Below are 18,111 nucleotides of genomic sequence, written 5' to 3' on the forward strand. Positions count from 1 at the left end.
ATTCATCTCAGGGTAACTCATGGAACATAAGAGATGAGACGATTTGAGCATTGATGATGTCAGAGGATTTTGATCGCCGCTGAGCGAGAAATCAATTCGCGAGGGCATTTTTAATAAATCGGAGACATTTTTCCTTGCCAAGGATCTCGGCAATATGCGGCAATTCTGGCCCATGCATTTTGCCGGTCAATGCAATGCGAATCGGGACCCAGAGGTCTCTTCCCATAATGCCCGTCTCATTTTGAACCGTCTTCATCATTTTGCGAAAGATATTGGCATCCAATTCCTCAATGGTATCCAATTCCCGCAGGAACGACCAAAAAATCTTTCTGGCACTGTCCTTTCGAATTACCGCCCGCGCCTCTGAGTCATCGATCACCACAGCATTTTGATAGAATATCGCTGCCTGCTGAATCACTTGCTCCATATAATCCAAGTAATTTTGCAGTACCGCCATCATTTTTTTGGTCGACTCAAAATCGCCAATCGGATATTTCGCCCGTTTTAGGAAAGGAATCGCCAGTTCGGTCAGTCGGTCGAGGTCGAGCTGCCGAATGTAATATCCATTCATCCAGTTCAACTTTTCGATATTAAATACCGCCGCAGCTTTGGAGATGCGCTTAAAATCGAACTCGTCGATCAATTGCTGGATCGAGAGAATTTCCTCGCCAGAAACGGATGACCAGCTTAACAAGCTCAGGAAATTGATGATGACCTCTGGCAAATAGCCTTTGCTGCGATAATAATCGATCGAGGTCGCACCATGGCGTTTCGAAAGGCGCGTTTTGTCTGGACCGAGGATCATCGGAATGTGCGCCAGCTTCGGAACGGTAAATCCCAGCGCATCATAAATGACAAGCTGTTTGGGCGTATTCGAGACATGATCATCGCCGCGAATAATATGAGTTATTTCCATCAAGCCATCGTCAACCACAGCAGCAAAGTTGTAAGTTGGAATCCCCTCACTGCGCATAATCACGAAATCGCCGATGTTGCTGCCATCGAACGATAAATGTCCTTTGATCAGATCATCGAACTCGATGGGTCCAGGAGGAACAATAAATCGAATGGCTGGTTTTCGGCCTTCGGCCAGATAGGCACGACGTTGCTCTTCGGTCAGATGCAGGCATTTTTGGTTGTATTTGATGGTCTCGCCTCGGGCCAAACTTTCTTTTCGCATCTCCTCAAGTTCTTCGGGAGTGCAAAAACAGTAATAGGCCTTGCCTGCGGCGATCAGCTTCTGAGCGTATTCCTGATAGATTGGCAGACGCTGCGATTGTCGATAATAGTGATGCGGACCTCCGACCTCTGGCCCTTCATCCCAGTGCAATCCAAGCCAACGTAAATCCTCGCAAATCTGCTGGGTATATTTATCGGCCGATCGTTCCAGATCGGTATCTTCAATCCTCAAAATGAATTTGCCATGCGTATTTTTAGCGAATAACCAGTTGAGAATGGCAGTTCGAACATTGCCAATATGAAGATGTCCTGTCGGACTTGGTGCAAATCTCACTCTTGTTTCCATACAACAATCGGTTTCTGTTCTGGATTCTAATTTTTCAGGATTAAACAGACCGCATGAGCAGCGATTCCCTCTTCTCGTCCGATCGCGCCGAGACCTTCGGCCGTGGTAGCCTTGATCGAAATTTGGTCCAGCCCAATCTGTAACACGTGCGCAAGATTGGCCTTCATGGTCGGCGCGATGGGGCTGATCGCGGGATGCTCTGCTATAACGGTCACATCGATATTGATAATTTCATAATGAGCGTCTCGCAACAGTTCGTCAATCCGTTGCAATAATTGCAAACTTGAGCTATCGCGAAAACGATCATCCGTAGGGGGAAAATAATGCCCGATATCCATCAACCCCGCAGCTCCCAACAATGCATCCCCAATAGCATGACATACCACATCCGCGTCAGAATGACCGATTAACCCCTTGGGATATGGAATATGAACGCCCCCGAGGATCAGTTTTCTCCCAGGGATGAGACGATGGACATCGTAGCCAGTTCCAATTTTCATCTGCGATGGCCGGATTTGATCCTTTAATAACAGTCCTGCTATTTCAAGATCCTCTGGAGTTGTAATTTTAAAGTTCTTGCGACTTCCCATGACAACAAAAATGGGCCTGCCCAGCAATTCCACCAATGCCGAATCATCAGTCGAAATAATCCCTCGCTGATAAGCATGATAATAGGCAGCGACGATGACATCCCGGTGAAATACCTGTGGAGTCTGAATCAGCCACGCAGACTCGCGGGATATGGTCTGTTGGATTTGAAAGTCAGAGACTATTTTAATGCTGTCATAGGCGGGAACTGCCACCACAGCCGCGCCAGTCTCCCGTCCTTTGGCAATCACTTCCTCAAGAAGGTCTAATGAGAGCAGCGGACGAACGGCATCATGAATGACCACGATTTCATCACGGTCGTCAATCGATTGCAATGCTTGATGTATAGAATCCTGTCGCGTGATGCCGCCAGAGAGAACTTGAAGGCTCTTGCTGATCGGCCAGCGATTCAGAATATTGTCTTGAACCAACGAAGTCCAGCGTTCTGGAACTACGAGAATAATACGATCAATAAATTGACAATGGCAAAATTTTTCTAAGGTATAAACTAGGATTGGTTTGCCATTGATTTCAGAGAACTGCTTTGGTACCGAGCCGCCCATCCTGATTCCCGATCCTGCGGCTGCAATGATCGCACAAACACCCACCACTATTCACCTAAAGAATCAACATTGCGTCGCCGTAACTATAAAAACGCCATTTTTCCTGAATCGCTTTTTGATAAGCTTTGAAAATAAAATCGCGACCGGCAAAGGCTGAGACCAACATCAATAACGTTGAACATGGCAGATGAAAATTGGTGACCAATCGATCAACAATCTTAATCTCATAGGGCGGATAGATAAATTTATCGGTCCAGCCTTTAGCTGGTTTGACCAGATTTTCTGAAGTTACAACTGACTCCAACACCCGTACGGTGCTGGTACCAACAGCAACCACATACTTGCCCTGCTTAATTGTCTGATTAATGGTATTCGCGGCTTCCTCTGAAATTTCATAATATTCCGAATCCATTTTATGACGGCTCAAATCTTCTACTACGACGGGTCGAAAGCTTCCCAAGCCCAGATGCAGCACAACGAACACCAATTTCACACCTTTTTTCTGGATTTTCTCGAGCAATTTTTCAGTAAAATGCAACCCCGCTGTCGGCGCCGCTACTGCGCCGCGCACCTTCGCATAAACCGTTTGATATCGTTCCTTATCAATTTCTTCCGAGTCGCGCTTGATATATGGAGGCAATGGTGATTTCCCCAACCGTTCGACATGATCATAAAAATCGCCCCGATAATTGAATCGGACTACCCTGCCACCAGATACCGTATTATCGATCACATCACAATAAAAATCCTTAGCAATGGTGAGCCGATTCCCAACACGAACTTTCCGAGCAGGTTTCACCAATACTTCCCAGAGGTTGTTTTCCAATTCTCGGAGCAGGAAAATTTCTACTTGGGCATCGGTCTTGTCCTTTGTGGCCATGAGTCGCGCTGGGAATACCTTGGTCTCGTTCAATACAAGACAATCCCCCGGATTTAAGTAATCGATGATATCAGAGAACACTTTCGTTTCAATTGTCTCAGTTTTTCGATCTAAAACCATCAAGCGAGATTGATCTCGTTTTTCAGCAGGATATTGGGCGATCAGTTCCTCAGGCAAATCGTACTTGAAATCAGAAAGCTTCATGTTTTGGCTCCTCATAATAGTTTTTGTTGGCGGGGTGATTTTAAAGCCAAATTGAAATGCCGATAGGCTTGTTCTGTCGCCACGCGGCCTCTCGGCGTCCGATGCAAAAAGCCCTGTTGAACCAAAAAAGGCTCATAAACTTCCTCAAGCGTGTCACTTTCTTCTCCAACAGCCAATGCTAAGGTATTGATCCCTACCGGCCCCCCATTAAATTTCTCAATAATGGTCATCAGAATCCGCTTGTCCATTTCATCGAGCCCCCTGGCGTCCACATCCAATTGATGCAGCGATTCGATGGCCAACTGGAGCGTAATTTTGCCATCCCCGGTCACCTGGGCGAAATCACGAATGCGCCGCAATAAGCGATTCGCAATCCGGGGCGTTCCCCGAGAGCGACGGGCGATCTCCATCGCAGCCTCCGGGTCTATTTCAATCCCCAATATGCGCGCAGAACGATGAATGATCAAAGTCAATTCATCAGGGGTATAATAATCCAGGCGACTGACCACTCCGAACCTGGCGCGCAAAGGCGAGGTCAACAGCCCGGCACGGGTCGTCGCGCCGACCAACGTGAACCGCGGCAGAGTCAATTGGATGGTCCGCGCATTAGGCCCTTTATCAATGATGATATCTAATTTAAAATCCTCCAACGCAGGATAGAGATATTCTTCGATTGTATGGTTCAGCCGATGAATCTCGTCAATAAACAAGACATCTCGATCTTCAAGATTGGTCAAAATCCCGGCCAAATCCCCAGGCTTTTCTAGCGCTGGACCTGAAGTCATAGTCAAATGGGATTTTAATTCATTGGCAATGATATAAGCCAAAGTCGTTTTACCCAGCCCGGGCGGTCCATAAAACAGGACATGATCCAGCGCCTCCCCACGACCTTTGGCGGCCTCAATGAACACGCGTAAATTCCTCTTCAGCTTCTCCTGTCCAATAAAATCCTTAAATGCCAGCGGGCGAATGGTTCGATCGAACTCATATTCGTCATCCAATCGATTGGGAGTGGTAGGACTTGTTCGTCGGTTGCGAATCATATTTTTCAATTAACTCGTATTGAAGATCGCCAAAGGTGTCTGATCCAAGATCTCATACCAGATTCAATGGAGGACTGAATCAAAAGCGGCGTTAAAGTGCCGTCTTCCAAAAAAATGGATGAAAGTCGATTTTGATTTTTGATTTGTCGCAACATAGCGCACTGCAATTCCAATGATTAGATCGACCGCAGCGCCCGCTTGATCAGGTCTTCCAGAGTGATCTCCGATGAACTTTCAGCCATTGCCTTCTGGATCGCTAATTGCACCTGATTCTTGGTAAATCCGAGCGACAATAATGCTGCTGCTGCCTGGTCCATCTTGCGCGATTGTTCATCCTCAACAGAGCTCGACGGCCTTAGCGCTTGAACCCCGCTGGTTGGCCGAGCAATTTTATCCTTTAAATCTAAAATCAATCGCTGTGCCGTCTTTCTGCCCACACCAGACAGCGATGTCAGAGCCTCAAGGTTCTCTTCCACGATATACTGCTGCAAATGATCGACTGAAACGCCAGAGAGAATTGCCTGGGCCTTGCGCGGCCCGATGCCTGGCGTGGAAATAAGCTGAAGAAACAGCTCACGCTCTTCCATCGAGCTGAACCCATACAATTGCAACATATCTTCGCGAACATGCAAATACGTCAACACCTTCGCTCGATCTCCCACAGCGCCGAGTCGTTCATAACAGGAGAGGGTAATGTTCACTAAATAGCCGACCCCGTTTATCGCTATCGTCAATTTTGTGGGCGTTTTTGTGACGATTATCCCTTCTAAAAAATCAATCATCAATGTTCAAAATTGAACTTTTATCTTGCTCAAAACCTATCACTGCGAACTTTGGTCATGTCAGATCATTTACATCAAATTCGAACTCCTTCGCTCCGCTTTTATCGAATGATCGAACATAAAGTTCCTCTTTTCATTTTCAGCAGTAGCTGAAGATTGAGATCTGAATTTGAACTTGCTGGAATTGAGAACCTTTTATTGAGGTAGCGACCCTATTTTTTCTCTATGCAACTATCTCCAGATCGATTCTCTCGAACGCGGTCATAAGAAGCGGCAATTTGAGATCAAAATCGAATTCTCATCATCCTTCTCTCTTGCCCCTAGTCATTCCAAAAGATTACGACATCGTTGGCTGTGACAATAGGCTACGGCCATCGCATCTGTGACATCGAAAATTTTCGGCGTCACTGCCAGATTCAGCAATCGAACCATCATTTGTTGAACCTGATATTTTGATGCATTGCCATTGCCGGTCACAGCTTGCTTAATCTCGCGCGGGGAATATTCAGCTGTTGGGAGATGATGATTCGCGGCTGCTAACAATACCACACCACGAACATGGCTCATTTTCAGGGCGACTTTGACATTCTGCCCATAAAAAATTTGTTCCAGCGCCATGACATCGATCGAATGACGTCCAATCACCTGGCAAAGTTCATCGTAAATGCTTTTTAAGCGCAACTCGAACGTGGCTGAGCGAGAAGTTTCAATTCGTCCGTACTGCAAAATTGTGATTGATCGCGATTCGGCTTGCAAAACGGCATAGCCAGTAGTTTGTAGCGCTGGATCAACACCCAAAATGATCATTCTGGTGCATAAGATTTAATTTTCCTCAAGCTGACGCATCACTTCCGTATCAATGTCAAAGTTGGAATAAATATTATTGACATCATCATGTTCTTCCAATTCGTCCATCAGTTTCAACAATTGTTCTGCGTCTTTGCCGTCCACTTTCACGGTGTTTTTGGGATGCATGGTTAGTTCGGCTGAGTCATATTCGATATTGTGAGCCTTAAGAGCCGCCTTGACACTTTCAAACGCGCTCGGCTGAGTGACAATCTCAAAGACGTCGTCATCGCGCTTCATATCATCGGCACCGGACTCCAAAACCAATTCCAAAAGCTCGTCCTCGGAAACTTTACTGGCATCAACTTGAATGACTCCCTTTTTCTCGAATAGCCATGACACGCAGCCAGTTTCTCCCAAATTGCCGTTATGTCGCGATAAGATGTGCCGAATATCTGCTACGGTCCGGTTTTTATTGTCGGTTAACACTTCAATCATCAATGCCGTCCCGCCAGGGCCATAGCCCTCATAGGTCACTGGCTCATATACCACGCCAGGCAACTCTCCAGTTCCCCGCTTGATCGCCCGTTCAATGTTAGCAGCTGGCATGTTAGCAGCTTTGGCAGCCAAAATCGCTGTGCGAAGCGCCGGATTGGCCGATTCATCACCACCGCCAGTCCGAGCCGCGATCGTGATGTCTTTGATCAATCGTGTAAAAATGCGTCCCTTTTGAGCATCCGTCTTCGCTTTCTTGCGCTTGATGGTGCTCCACTTTGAATGTCCTGACATCGAATCTCTCCTAATCTATTTTTTTAACCCGCAAATTTAATAAATTTTTTACTCAAATCCAAATAAAAAATTATTGATGCGCCGCAGTCTCACTCGGTTTGACCCATTATTCGGTCGATTTCGGTTTGATTTTCGTCCGAACTACCCACGCATCATCAAACCCCTTCTCTACCGCCAATTGCTGCAATCGATCGGCTTCCTGACGCGTGGGACAATTCCCGACTCGAACCTTGTAATACGGACTGTCATAAATCAAGTAAACCTCCTCATTGGGAAACTTGAGAAGGGCCGATCGATAGATCTCTTTTGCTCGCTCCTCATCAGATAACGCACAGATTTGCACCCGATAACCCGTTACACTTTCACCTCTAAGCGGCTCTGCATCACTTTTTAACAGCTCTTCCTGAATTTTGTCCGATTTCGATTCGATCGAGATCGTCTTTGTGGTCTGCAAATCTTCATCATCTAAGATCAGCGGATCAAAAAATTCATTGACAATTCCGATGCTCTTATCTTCCTCTGAGGTCGGTTGTGCGCTTTGGGTTAGACTTCTTGGACCGCTGCAGGCCATCACGATTATGAGCATACTCCCCACGACAAATAAGCCGATCGACTGTTTCATTTTAGTTCACTCCTCTTTTGAAAAATCACTCATGTTTGATCTCTATGTCAATCGTTCGCTGATTTCTTGCATAGCTGACTGCCACTGATTCTACTTATTAATTTTGTTAACAGATCTTTCAAATTAGTCCAATTTTTGATATCAAATATATTGAAATCTCTATTGATTGTCAATAGAAATTATTCTCCTTACGCCTCTTATCAGATGGATTTGGAGGCATCGTGAACAATTGTTGTTTAATAACCACGAGGAACGCTCTTGCTGGACATCTGGCTTCGATCGGTTGATTTCGAACATCCTAGGTTTCAAATTGAAATCCGCTTTCAAATTTGAAATGTTTTCTCCATTTTTGTATCAAGCTGATCAAAAACAGCATAGTTCCAGCTTGTTATTCAAAAGTGAACTCCAGCACTATTCATTTTTTTAGAGCGGAATTTCATCGCTTATTGTGCCTTAAAATTGATAGCTTTACCTTTGCTCATTTTTTCTCTTTACAACGATTTCATCAATGATCTCTCGCCATCATGGAATAATAATTGCAAAACTTGGCTCATTAATTCGGATAACTCAATAAGAAACTCCTAATCGAGGTTCAATTGGGATACTTGAATGCAATTGTACTGGAATATGCTATTCATCCAAGAAAATTCATTTTGTTCCAACGAGTTTCAATGAATTTCAAATCATGATGATGAACTGGCAATTTTGAGTCGTGAGCAAAAAAATTCGCGGGTGTGCAATGTTTTGAAATTGCACTATTGTCTCAATCTCGTGTTCTTCAGAGTTCTCAGATTGAATTTGAGTTGACTTGACCGGATATTGTTTTATCATCAACCAGCGTTGGGGGCGCAAATGTTCACAGCGGAGATGCGACGAAAAGTTAGAATGATTGCTCTTTTTCTAGGGATCTTTTGGTTTCAATCCCTAATGCTTCCATCTAAAAATTTTGGACAGGCCAAAACACCGAACCAAGCATCAATCGATGAGAAAACACATTACCAACAAATACTTGAGCAGTTGAAAAAAGTGGATTATGCTGCGCGGTGTGCACAAAATGCCGTGAGTACTTTCGGTGATTCCGCTTTTTTGCCAGAGCTTTTGTTCCAGTTGTCTGAATGGGAAATTCAGCGCGAGCGGTTGACCTATGAACTGGCCATGATCAAGTACAATATCCAACTGGCCCGATTCGATAGTGGCAAGACGAAAATAGAACCGGTCGAGCCGCAGCTCCGATTTAGCAAGCCACTGGCGATCAACCGACAGATCATCGAAAATTATCCTGATAGTCCGGTAATCAATCGCGTCCTCTATCGCACGGGTTTGTGCCTATTTGAAATCGGCAAGAAGGATAGCGCCAAGGCGATCTTCCTCCAATTGATTCAAAACAATCCTGATTCAACTTATTTGAGTGATGTATTATTTCGTCTGGGTGAATGTTATTTTGATGAAGGCCAGTATGAGCAAGCCATAACGATGTACCAGCAAATCCTTAAGGACTGGAAAAGCCAATTTTATCCGTTAGCCATGTACAAGATCGGCTGGTGTCACTATCGATTAAATCGCTACTCGGATGCTATCTCTACCTTTTATTATTTACTAAGCGACATCAAGATTCTTGAAGAAATCAACTCTGAACTGCTGGGGAAAACGCCAGCCCAGTTGAAGGATGAAGTGATGGAATATATCACCATCAGCTTTAGCGATTTCGGTGGTGCGCAGTCCTTACTGGATTTTATTGAAAGCATGGGCGGTTCGGCCTATACGCCATATTTGTTACATAAGCTCAGCGATATTTATATCAAGCGAGATTTTTTTGAAGAAGCTATTACAGCGATCAAACTGTTGCAGCTTAAATTTCCCAGCTACGAAAAATTACCAGAGACCTTTCTATCGCTTTTTCAATGCTATGAATCTCTGAAAGAGATGGATCGCGCTTATTATTTGCATGATGAACTCATTCAAAAATGTGGCCCAAAGAGCAAATGGGCACAAGCACACGCAACAGAAGGAGACAAAAAGCTGTTCCAATCGGTATTAACCGAAATTGATTTTAAAATTGCCACCCCGCTTATCACCGCTGCGGATAGCCTATTGGCACTCAAGAATTATAAGCAAGGTGCCGAGAAATATGCCTACTTTCTAAAACGTTTTAAAACCGACCAACGCGCCGATCATGCCGCTTATTGTTTGGCTGAATGTTATTATCATATGTCCCAATTTGTGCCAGCAGCAAATTTCTACAAGGCGGTCGTGCTAAATTTTCCAAAGAGTGAACTTCGAGAAGATGCTGCCTACAATCATATTGTCTGCTACGATCAGCTTCTGGAATTGAACCATGTAGCTTTAGATGACAGCTCTATCAATTTGAAAACCAATAAGCCGCTCCAGAATTTGGTATTGGCCTGCAATAATTTTCTCAAATGGGTCCCCAACTCGAATAAGGTACCTGAAATTTGTTTGAAATTGGCAGAGATCTTTTATCGTCAAAAAGCCTATCCAGTGGCCGAGAAATATGCCACCCAGGCCTTTGCCACAATTACCAAAAAAAAGGTCGGGTTAGAACATAGGACTAAAGCCATAAATCTGCTCGCTCAGATTAATTTTAAGCAGGGTAAGTTTAAAAATACTGAGTTACTCACCAAGCTTCTGATTAAAGAGAATCCCGATTCGACAGATTTGATAGATCGCTGCAATAAGATGTTAGCCTCGGTTTCTTTCAAAATTGGTGAAAAATTGAAATCAACCGGCAAAAGCGATCTAGCGGCCATACAGTTTGAACGCGCAGCATTGCGATCCACAGATCCAAACATTGCGCAGGCATCTTTATTTGAAGCCGCGATTCAATTTGAGCAAGCAAATCAACTGAATAAAGCCGTGCTGAAATTTGAAGACTTTTATCAAAGATATCCGAAGTCAGAATATGCCAAACAAGCGTTATATCGGGCCGCCTTATTGCGGGATAAATTGGGCCAATATCAGCTCAGTGCCAGAAATTATCTCAATTTGCATGAACTGACACCAGGAACACCAGAGGGAATTGCTGCGCTATTCAATGCAGGCTTGGCTTACGAGAAAGCCAAGGATTGGACTTCCATGGCAGAGACTTTCAAAAAATTTGTCGCGCTTTATCCGAACAACAACGACAATATTCTTGAAGCGATTTTCAAGACGGCCTTCGCCTATGAACAAAAGAATATGATCCAATTAGCCAATTCAGAATATCAGCGACTGATCAATAAATTTAATGCGATGAAAGAGGCTGGGCAACCAGCAGATGACCAACTCGCAGCCCAGGCCACCTTCCGCTTAGCAGAAATGAAACATGACCAATTCGCTGCCATCAAGTTAACACCCCCTTTTCAATCCAGCTTAAAGCGAAAGCAGACTGCCTTTGCTGAACTCATGAAAGCCTATGTCGAAGTTGCAAAATTTAACATAGCAGAGTGGACCACTGCCGCTTTTTATAAGCTCGGTTTGTCGTATGAGGAATTCTGTCAAGACATCCTTGAATCCCCCGCTCCTCCAGAACTTAAGGGCCCAGATTTGGCAGCTTACCAAGAGTCGCTTCACCAGCAACTGGTGGTTCCCCTACAACAGGAGGCGCTACGATATTACGAGACGAACCAGAAATTGGCCTCTGAAAATAATATTCGTAACGAATGGATCGACAAGACCCGCGCCAGAATTCTTTTTTTAACCAAAAAACTGGCAAGTAACAGCAGCGCGTTGTCTCTGACCCAACCGGTAAAAGACACTGCCGCAGAACTTAAACCACGAGCTGAGCAGGCACAGAAAAAATTATAGCTAAATGTGGGTGTGGTAAGCCAGTTTTAATTGACCGATAAGGTTTAAAACCGATTCTAAAAGCGAATTATCAATTGATTCTTCTTTGCGCTGTATCTCGAGCTACTAATCGCATCGATCTGCCGTTCACCATGCTTCAGCAAGAATAAACTCGAGCATTTCCTTTGGATCAAGAAACATCAATTGTCTCGTTTTCCAATCAAATTTCGAAATTCTGTTTTCTGCAGATAATCAAACAAATTTTGTGCTTGGCAAACCGAGCTTTCCTTGAGCATCATCGCTCACCATCTTGGACTCATTTTTTCCATTGGCCCAAGCAAGATGGAAATATCCGCTTGTTGAGACTCCCGTGGATGCAGCGGCAGTCTCGTGGAATTCTCCCAACTGGAAACTAAAAATTAGTTAGTCGACGAGCGACGACTGCAGTTATAGCGAATTGATAGAGGAGAGAAGCTTAAACCATAGTGCGCTCTACGATTTCAATGATGTCCAATGCATTGATCTTCTCGGTCATCCCTTTATCTTTTAAGCCGTCAGTAAACATGGTAAGGCAATAAGGACATGCGGTGGCAACGATTTCAGCCTCGGACTGCAATATTTCATCGGTGCGAATATTATTGATCCTTTGGCCAATTGATTCTTCCAGCCACATTCTCCCGCCGCCAGCGCCACAGCAAAAACTGCGCTGATGATTGCGCTTTAATTCAATAATGGGGGCATTCGTTGTCGCCGCCAGTACTGATCTTGGGCCACGATAGATGTCGGAATATCGGCCAAGATAACAAGAATCATGATATGTAATTTTAGCTCCATCCCTTGGCTGGAGCTGAAGCTGACCTGACTGGATTAATTGTTCTAAAAATTCAGTTGCATGAAAAACTTCATACCTCCCGTTAAATTGTGGGTATTCATATTTCAGCGTATTATAACCATGCGGGCAGAATGTGATAATTTTTTTCACTCCAAACCGATTAAAGGTTTCGATATTCATTTGCATCAAGGTTTGCGCCAGATATTCATTGCCCAGCCGGCGAGCGGTTTCCCCGCAACATCTCTCTTCTACTCCTAAGATCCCTACATCTACTTTTGCTTTTGCAAGGATTTTGGCGAATGATACGGACACTTTCTTGATGCGATCATCATACGATCCAGCACAGCCCACAAACCACAGATATTCGGCCTGTTCCCCCTGATCGATTCTTTTCACAGGCAAGCCAGCCGCCCAATCGGCTCGCGACGCAAAGCCAATATTCCAGGGATTAAAATTATTCTCCATCCCTTTGAACGTCGCAGTGAGTTCGGTTGGAAAGTCGCTCTCCATGAGCACCCGATCGCGACGAAGCTCGACAATTTTATCAACATGTTCGATAAAAACTGGACAGGCCTCTATACACGCGCGACAGGTGGTGCAGGCCCAAATTTCATCAGCCGCAACCGCAGAACCTACCAGCGGAGGATTATTTTCCAAAGTTTGACCAGAAAGCAGTTTTCTCCCATCTTCGTTTAGCTTTGCCAGCAGGTCGAGAACGATCTTTTTGGGAGAGAGTGGCTTGCCGCTCAAATATGCTGGGCATTGATCCTGACATCTTCCGCACCGAGTGCACGCGTCCAGGTCCAATAAATGCTTCCAACTGAAGTCGGTAATCTTACCCGCTCCAAAGCTCTCTGCCTTGTCAAGATCCATAAATGGCAACGCCCCTTTGGGAGTCAATGACCGAAAATAAATATTTGCCGCAGAAGTAAAAATATGGATGAGCTTCGAGAATGGAATGTAGGCAATAAAGGCGAACGCAGTGACGAGATGAACCCACCAAAGCAAGCGATGCCAGGCTGTGGCGTTTTCTGGGGAAAATAATTTTGCAGCTCTCCATCCCACAACTGACCAAACTTCCCATTCGGGATTGGTTGCGGCAATTCGAGCGCCCTCCACAAGAAAGCCGACGACCAAAATAAATAATAGCCCGACCAAAATGACGGCATCGTCACGCAAATTATTCAACCGTTTGGGGCGCTGAATGTATCGCCGAACCAATGCCAGCAGTACTCCGATGATTGCCACCAGCCCAGCAATATCTAACACCAGCGAAAAAATCTTATAGAAATTTCCCTTCAAAAAAGATGATTGCCGAAGAATCAGGCCCCAGATATCATAATCGAAACTCACCACGACAGTTCCGATAAAGAGAAGAACGAAGCCGATGAAAATACATACGTGGATCAATCCTGGGTATTTTTCTTTAACGATCCGCCATTGCAACATTGCAAATAAGAGGGCGTCTTTGATGCGCTGACCGTTGTTCCCGAAGCGTTCGTTATCTGGCTTGCCCAATCGCCAATAGCGGATTCGACGATAAAACCCATATCCGAAAAGAGCGAGCGCTATTATCATCAACGGATAGATGAGCCAGTGAGCCGCAACATTCCAAAAAACCTCACGAGTAGCGACATCCGTAGCGGGCATAGTATTCTCCTTTCGCTTGGTTTCAAGTACATTTCAACGAAAGTGGACAGTCCACCGCATGATCCACTCTGGGCACTGATCATCGAGGCAAGGCAAAAAGCTTCAGATCCATCCAAAAATCGAATCATGGATGACTTTTTATTTTTCAATAATCTTCTTGAACTCCTCCGTTAATCTCGGTACCACTTCGAACAAATCGCCGACGATGCCATAATCCGCCCGTTGAAAGATCGGCGCCTCAGGGTCTTTGTTGATCGCAACGATGCATTTGGAGGAGGACATACCAGCCAGATGCTGGATGGCGCCTGAGATGCCGCAGGCGATATAGAGATTGGGCGATACTGTTTTGCCGGTTTGCCCCACCTGGTCCGAGTGAGGCCGCCAGCCTGCATCCACAGCCGAACGAGAGGCGCCAACGGCAGCGCCCAAAACAGCAGCCAATTCTTCCAATATCTTGAAATTCTCTGGCCCTTTCATCCCGCGCCCACCTGATACGATGATATTCGCCTCGGTCAATTCGACTTTTCCACCTTCTCCTGAAACAAATTCCTTGACAACAGCTCTCAAATCGCCAGCCGATATTGGAACATTAAGCGGTTCAATCGTAGCTGTTTTTGAGGCATCGGGCGACAAGGCTGGGAAATTATTGGGTCGCAACGAAACGATTTGCGGCTTTGCCAGCAATTCATGTTCAGCTAACACTTTGCCCGCATACATGGGCCGAATCGCCCGCAACTTGCCATTTTCCAATCGCAATTTCACGCAATCGGTGGCTAATCCCACACCCAAATGAGCCGCCAAACGGGGTCCCAAATCTTTGCCGAACGTGGATGCGGGCAATAGGATGATTTCAGGATCAACTTTTTTAACTGCTTCGAGAATGGTCTTTGTATAGCCTTCAGATGAATAATTTTTGAAAATCTCATTATCCCCCATTAATACCTTATTTGCGCCATAGTGCGCCAATTGCTGACTCAAGCCTTCAATCCCAGAGCCGAGAAGAACCGCCACCAATTCAGTTCCGAGTTGATCCGCTAATCGGCGACCTTCACTCACCACTTCATAGGTTGCCTTTCGAAAGATCCCGTTTCTTTGTTCTGCAATTGCCATGACCGGTTTAGCCATTGAAACCTCCAGAGATTTATCTCAACATGTTTTATTTTCGATTATGATTTTGCTTTGCTAAAATCATTGACCGCAAACTGCGCCAATTCGCCGCTCGATGGTCCTCGGCAATTTTGAAATTAGCAAAATTGGCTTGCTTCGCGAAATTAGAAGTCGAAGGGATGATATTCATGGTCAAATCGCCTTTGCCTCTTCCCTCAACAATCTTACCAATTCAGGCACGGCGTCGACACCCTGCCCCACAATCTTGCCGCCTTTCCTCGTGGGCGGATATTCAATATTCACGATCTGAATTTTTGGGGGATCAATAGAGACTTGTTTCTCTTGGATGATTTTCTTTTTAGCCATCATGATGCCGCGGAGCGCGGGATAGCGCGGTTCATTTAATCCCTTTTCAGCCGTAAACAATGCGGGCAGCGTCGTTTCGACGATCTCCATTCCACCCTCTATTTCCCGTTTTACGGTCGCTTTGCCGTTTTCCAATTTCAATTCCGAAATATAGGTGACACATGGAATGTTCAGCAGCTCAGCCACCATAGGGCCGACCTGCAAATTATCATCATCTACCCCCTGCTTGCCTGCCAAAATAAGATCATAGGGCATGTCTTTGATCACAGCAGCCAAGGCCTTGGACGTTGCTAGCGAATCCAGTGCTTGATCGGTTTTGATCAAAACTGCCTCATCTGCGCCCATCGCCAACGCATTGCGCAAGGCTGATGTCGTTCGCTCTGGACCGACACTGATCACAGTCACGGTGGTATTGCCCTGCTTCTCTTTGATGCGGAGCGCTTCTTCAACCGCATATTCATCGTAGGGATTTAAAATCCAATTGATATCTGTCGGATCAATTGATTTCTTATCAGCACCGATTTTAATTCTGGTCTCGGTATCCGGAACTTGTTTGATGCAGACTATAATGTTCATGAAACCTCCTTCAGCTTGGATTAAATGAAGCTAACGCATTTATCGTACGCATGAGAATCGTAGAATTTTTTGCTGCTACGTGTATATCCCTGTGTTCTTTAATAAAATTTACAACCGTCCCATTATAATCCGATCCCTGCTGGACACGGCTTCCTGGTCTGGGGACAATCGCATCCCCGATTGATCTATTTTTATATCTTCGCAGCAAATGGATTGAGTCTTGTTTCTGTTCAACGATTTCATCAACGTTCAGCGGGATTCGCCTCTGGCTAATCCCTAAATGATGACCGAACGAAAACTGACCTCTCTGTCATTTCGACCGCAAGGAGAAATCTCTAAATTTACTATTTGAGGAAAACACAATTTCCTCTCTTCGTTCGATATGACATCATTGCTACAAATTCAATAGCCTTCGTTCAGGCACTAAATGGTGTGCAAAAGCCTCTCAGTAAGCCTGTACCCAAGACTCAACTTCCCGAACAGCCACTCGAAATACCGGATTTGGATGTTTCTCAACTGGTAGCCAATCACGAATCAGTTTTGGTGCACATTCAATACGATCGAGATCAGCCAGAACCAAAAATGGCGTTAACCTGGCTGCGAAATTGAATCCTTTCATCGCTTTTTTTAAATAACCAGACCCGCCGCGCGTGAAGCATTTTCCAAATGACAAGTTCAGTTGAGTTAAAATTTTTTTTTAATCAGTTTCGTGAAGAGGATCTTTAAAGGCGAGATTGAAAACGGGACGCTCGCTCATTTAAAAATCTCCAATTGGCTGATGTTTTCAGGTACGGTATATGATAAACCGCCTCTCTGATGCTCAATCCACCTACTAATAGCGCAACTATTTCCTCAAAAGATGAAGCTAATTGCACCTAAGTGCCTTCAGCACTAGGTATCAACAAAAGCACTTCATCGGCGCCGATCCCCTTGTCTGAGAGCAGATCCGAACTATGCGTGCTGAGGATAACCTGTCGTTGCTTTTGTCTCAGCAATCGGTAAATCGAAGCTGGTAATTTTTTCACTATTTCCGGGTGCAAAGATAATTCAGGCTCTTCTAACAGTAAAAGTGAATCACTTTCTAAAAGCACCCAGAATAATCCAATTAACCGCAAAGTGCCATCGGAAAATTGATCTTCGCATTGTCGTGCGCCACTCATGCGCCAACCCTCATCAATCGCCTCCAGATGCGGTACACTGCCATCATTTGAGTCTATCACATGAATGAGCTCCTTCAATTGGGGCACTGCCATTCTAAAGGCTTCTTCAATTTTCTTTAACCTGGCTCGTCCCGTTTTCTCATTCGCTTTGGAAACGCGTTCAAAAAAGCTTCGTCCAAACGGGTCGCCAGGGATGTCTGGACCGCTAAACGCTCTGGGAAATCTCAGCAATTGTGGGATCAAATGAAGATACAGAACCGAATCAAAAAATCTGGCAATCTCTCTATATTCTGATCTATTCTAAATGGTTTTGCGTTAAACGCAATGGATCTTTTTGATCGATCTCATCAGGTCGGTCCAATATTTGTTCTCCATCTCGCCAAACCCGCTCGTATGAGAGATAAGGTTGTCGATAGCCAGGGACCTCTTGTATAATTCCGATGCGGTATCATCAAGATGGAGGTTGATCGACTCTGTTGCTGATCTGGATTTCCAATTCAATATTGGGTGCCTCTGCGCTGCAAGACACCGAATTTTTGAGAATCCGCCCCGATCGCTCACTGCCTTTTGTAATCCTCCACCCGGTTTGGCAATCTCTCTTAACAAATCGGAAAACGTCCAGAAAATTGGAGTTGCCTGAAACGTTGGGACCAGCCAAAAAAACGCGTTCTCCCAGTGGGACAGCAACGGATTGAAAATTGCGCCAATTTTTTAAAAAGAGGCGTGAGACGATCATGATCCGAGCTTATGCATTTCTTGGCTTTTTTAGTTTAACGTGAAATTCTAAAATGAAAAGCGTTATGCAAAAATTGCCCCACGAAACACACGAAGTGGCACGAAAACTATTCTTTGAGA

Annotated in this window: 12 protein-coding genes and 1 pseudogene; 1 reads left to right on the plus strand and 12 read right to left on the minus strand. The window is 45.0% G+C overall.

What is annotated here, in order from left to right; translation table 11 throughout:
• Window positions 1-91: 91 nt before the first annotated feature.
• From gltX to ONB37_04960, 8 genes are all read right to left on the minus strand, one after another.
• On the minus strand, window positions 92-1,513 hold the full coding sequence (gene gltX, locus ONB37_04925; protein ID MDZ7399490.1) for a glutamate--tRNA ligase: 1,422 nt from the start codon (window positions 1,511-1,513) through the stop codon (window positions 92-94).
• A gap of 38 nt (window positions 1,514-1,551) precedes the next feature.
• Window positions 1,552-2,721, minus strand: coding sequence for a 2-C-methyl-D-erythritol 4-phosphate cytidylyltransferase (ispD, locus tag ONB37_04930; protein MDZ7399491.1), 1,170 nt, complete (start codon window positions 2,719-2,721; stop codon window positions 1,552-1,554).
• Window positions 2,722-2,731: 10 nt separating this feature from the next.
• Window positions 2,732-3,760, minus strand: coding sequence for a tRNA preQ1(34) S-adenosylmethionine ribosyltransferase-isomerase QueA (queA, locus tag ONB37_04935; protein MDZ7399492.1), 1,029 nt, complete (start codon window positions 3,758-3,760; stop codon window positions 2,732-2,734).
• Between the two features lie 11 nt (window positions 3,761-3,771).
• A complete protein-coding gene (gene ruvB, locus ONB37_04940) occupies window positions 3,772-4,803 on the minus strand; it encodes a Holliday junction branch migration DNA helicase RuvB (GenBank protein ID MDZ7399493.1) in 1,032 nt (343 codons plus the stop codon).
• Window positions 4,804-4,979: 176 nt separating this feature from the next.
• Window positions 4,980-5,585, minus strand: a complete 606-nt coding sequence (gene ruvA, locus ONB37_04945; GenBank protein MDZ7399494.1) for a Holliday junction branch migration protein RuvA — start codon at window positions 5,583-5,585, stop codon at window positions 4,980-4,982.
• Window positions 5,586-5,909: 324 nt separating this feature from the next.
• Entirely contained in the window at window positions 5,910-6,392 is a 483-nt protein-coding gene (gene ruvC, locus ONB37_04950; GenBank protein ID MDZ7399495.1) for a crossover junction endodeoxyribonuclease RuvC, read from the minus strand.
• A gap of 15 nt (window positions 6,393-6,407) precedes the next feature.
• Window positions 6,408-7,160: a YebC/PmpR family DNA-binding transcriptional regulator gene (locus ONB37_04955; GenBank protein ID MDZ7399496.1), complete on the minus strand. Its 753-nt coding sequence runs from the start codon at window positions 7,158-7,160 to the stop codon at window positions 6,408-6,410.
• 106 nt (window positions 7,161-7,266) lie between these two features.
• Window positions 7,267-7,782 carry an SPOR domain-containing protein gene (locus ONB37_04960; GenBank protein MDZ7399497.1) on the minus strand — a complete coding sequence of 172 codons (516 nt, stop codon included), beginning with the start codon at window positions 7,780-7,782 and terminating at the stop codon, window positions 7,267-7,269.
• 1,026 nt (window positions 7,783-8,808) lie between these two features.
• Here ONB37_04960 and ONB37_04965 point away from each other — a divergent pair.
• Window positions 8,809-11,586 (plus strand): tetratricopeptide repeat protein, encoded by a 2,778-nt coding sequence (locus ONB37_04965; protein MDZ7399498.1) that lies wholly within the window; start codon window positions 8,809-8,811, stop codon window positions 11,584-11,586.
• A gap of 454 nt (window positions 11,587-12,040) precedes the next feature.
• Here ONB37_04965 and ONB37_04970 read toward each other — a convergent pair whose 3' ends face one another.
• From ONB37_04970 to ONB37_04985, 4 genes and pseudogenes are all read right to left on the minus strand, one after another.
• Entirely contained in the window at window positions 12,041-14,047 is a 2,007-nt protein-coding gene (locus ONB37_04970; protein MDZ7399499.1) for a heterodisulfide reductase-related iron-sulfur binding cluster, read from the minus strand.
• A 138-nt stretch (window positions 14,048-14,185) separates the two neighbouring features.
• Window positions 14,186-15,172, minus strand: coding sequence for an electron transfer flavoprotein subunit alpha/FixB family protein (locus ONB37_04975; GenBank protein ID MDZ7399500.1), 987 nt, complete (start codon window positions 15,170-15,172; stop codon window positions 14,186-14,188).
• Between the two features lie 174 nt (window positions 15,173-15,346).
• The gene (locus ONB37_04980; GenBank protein ID MDZ7399501.1) at window positions 15,347-16,096 is read right to left on the minus strand and encodes an electron transfer flavoprotein subunit beta/FixA family protein; all 750 of its coding nucleotides are present in this window, start codon (window positions 16,094-16,096) and stop codon (window positions 15,347-15,349) included.
• Window positions 16,097-16,849: 753 nt separating this feature from the next.
• A pseudogene (locus ONB37_04985) lies at window positions 16,850-17,992 on the minus strand (ATP-binding protein).
• Between the last annotated feature and the right edge of the window lie 119 nt (window positions 17,993-18,111).

This window comes from candidate division KSB1 bacterium (assembly GCA_034506395.1).
GTDB lineage: Bacteria > Zhuqueibacterota > Zhuqueibacteria > Thermofontimicrobiales > Thermofontimicrobiaceae > Thermofontimicrobium.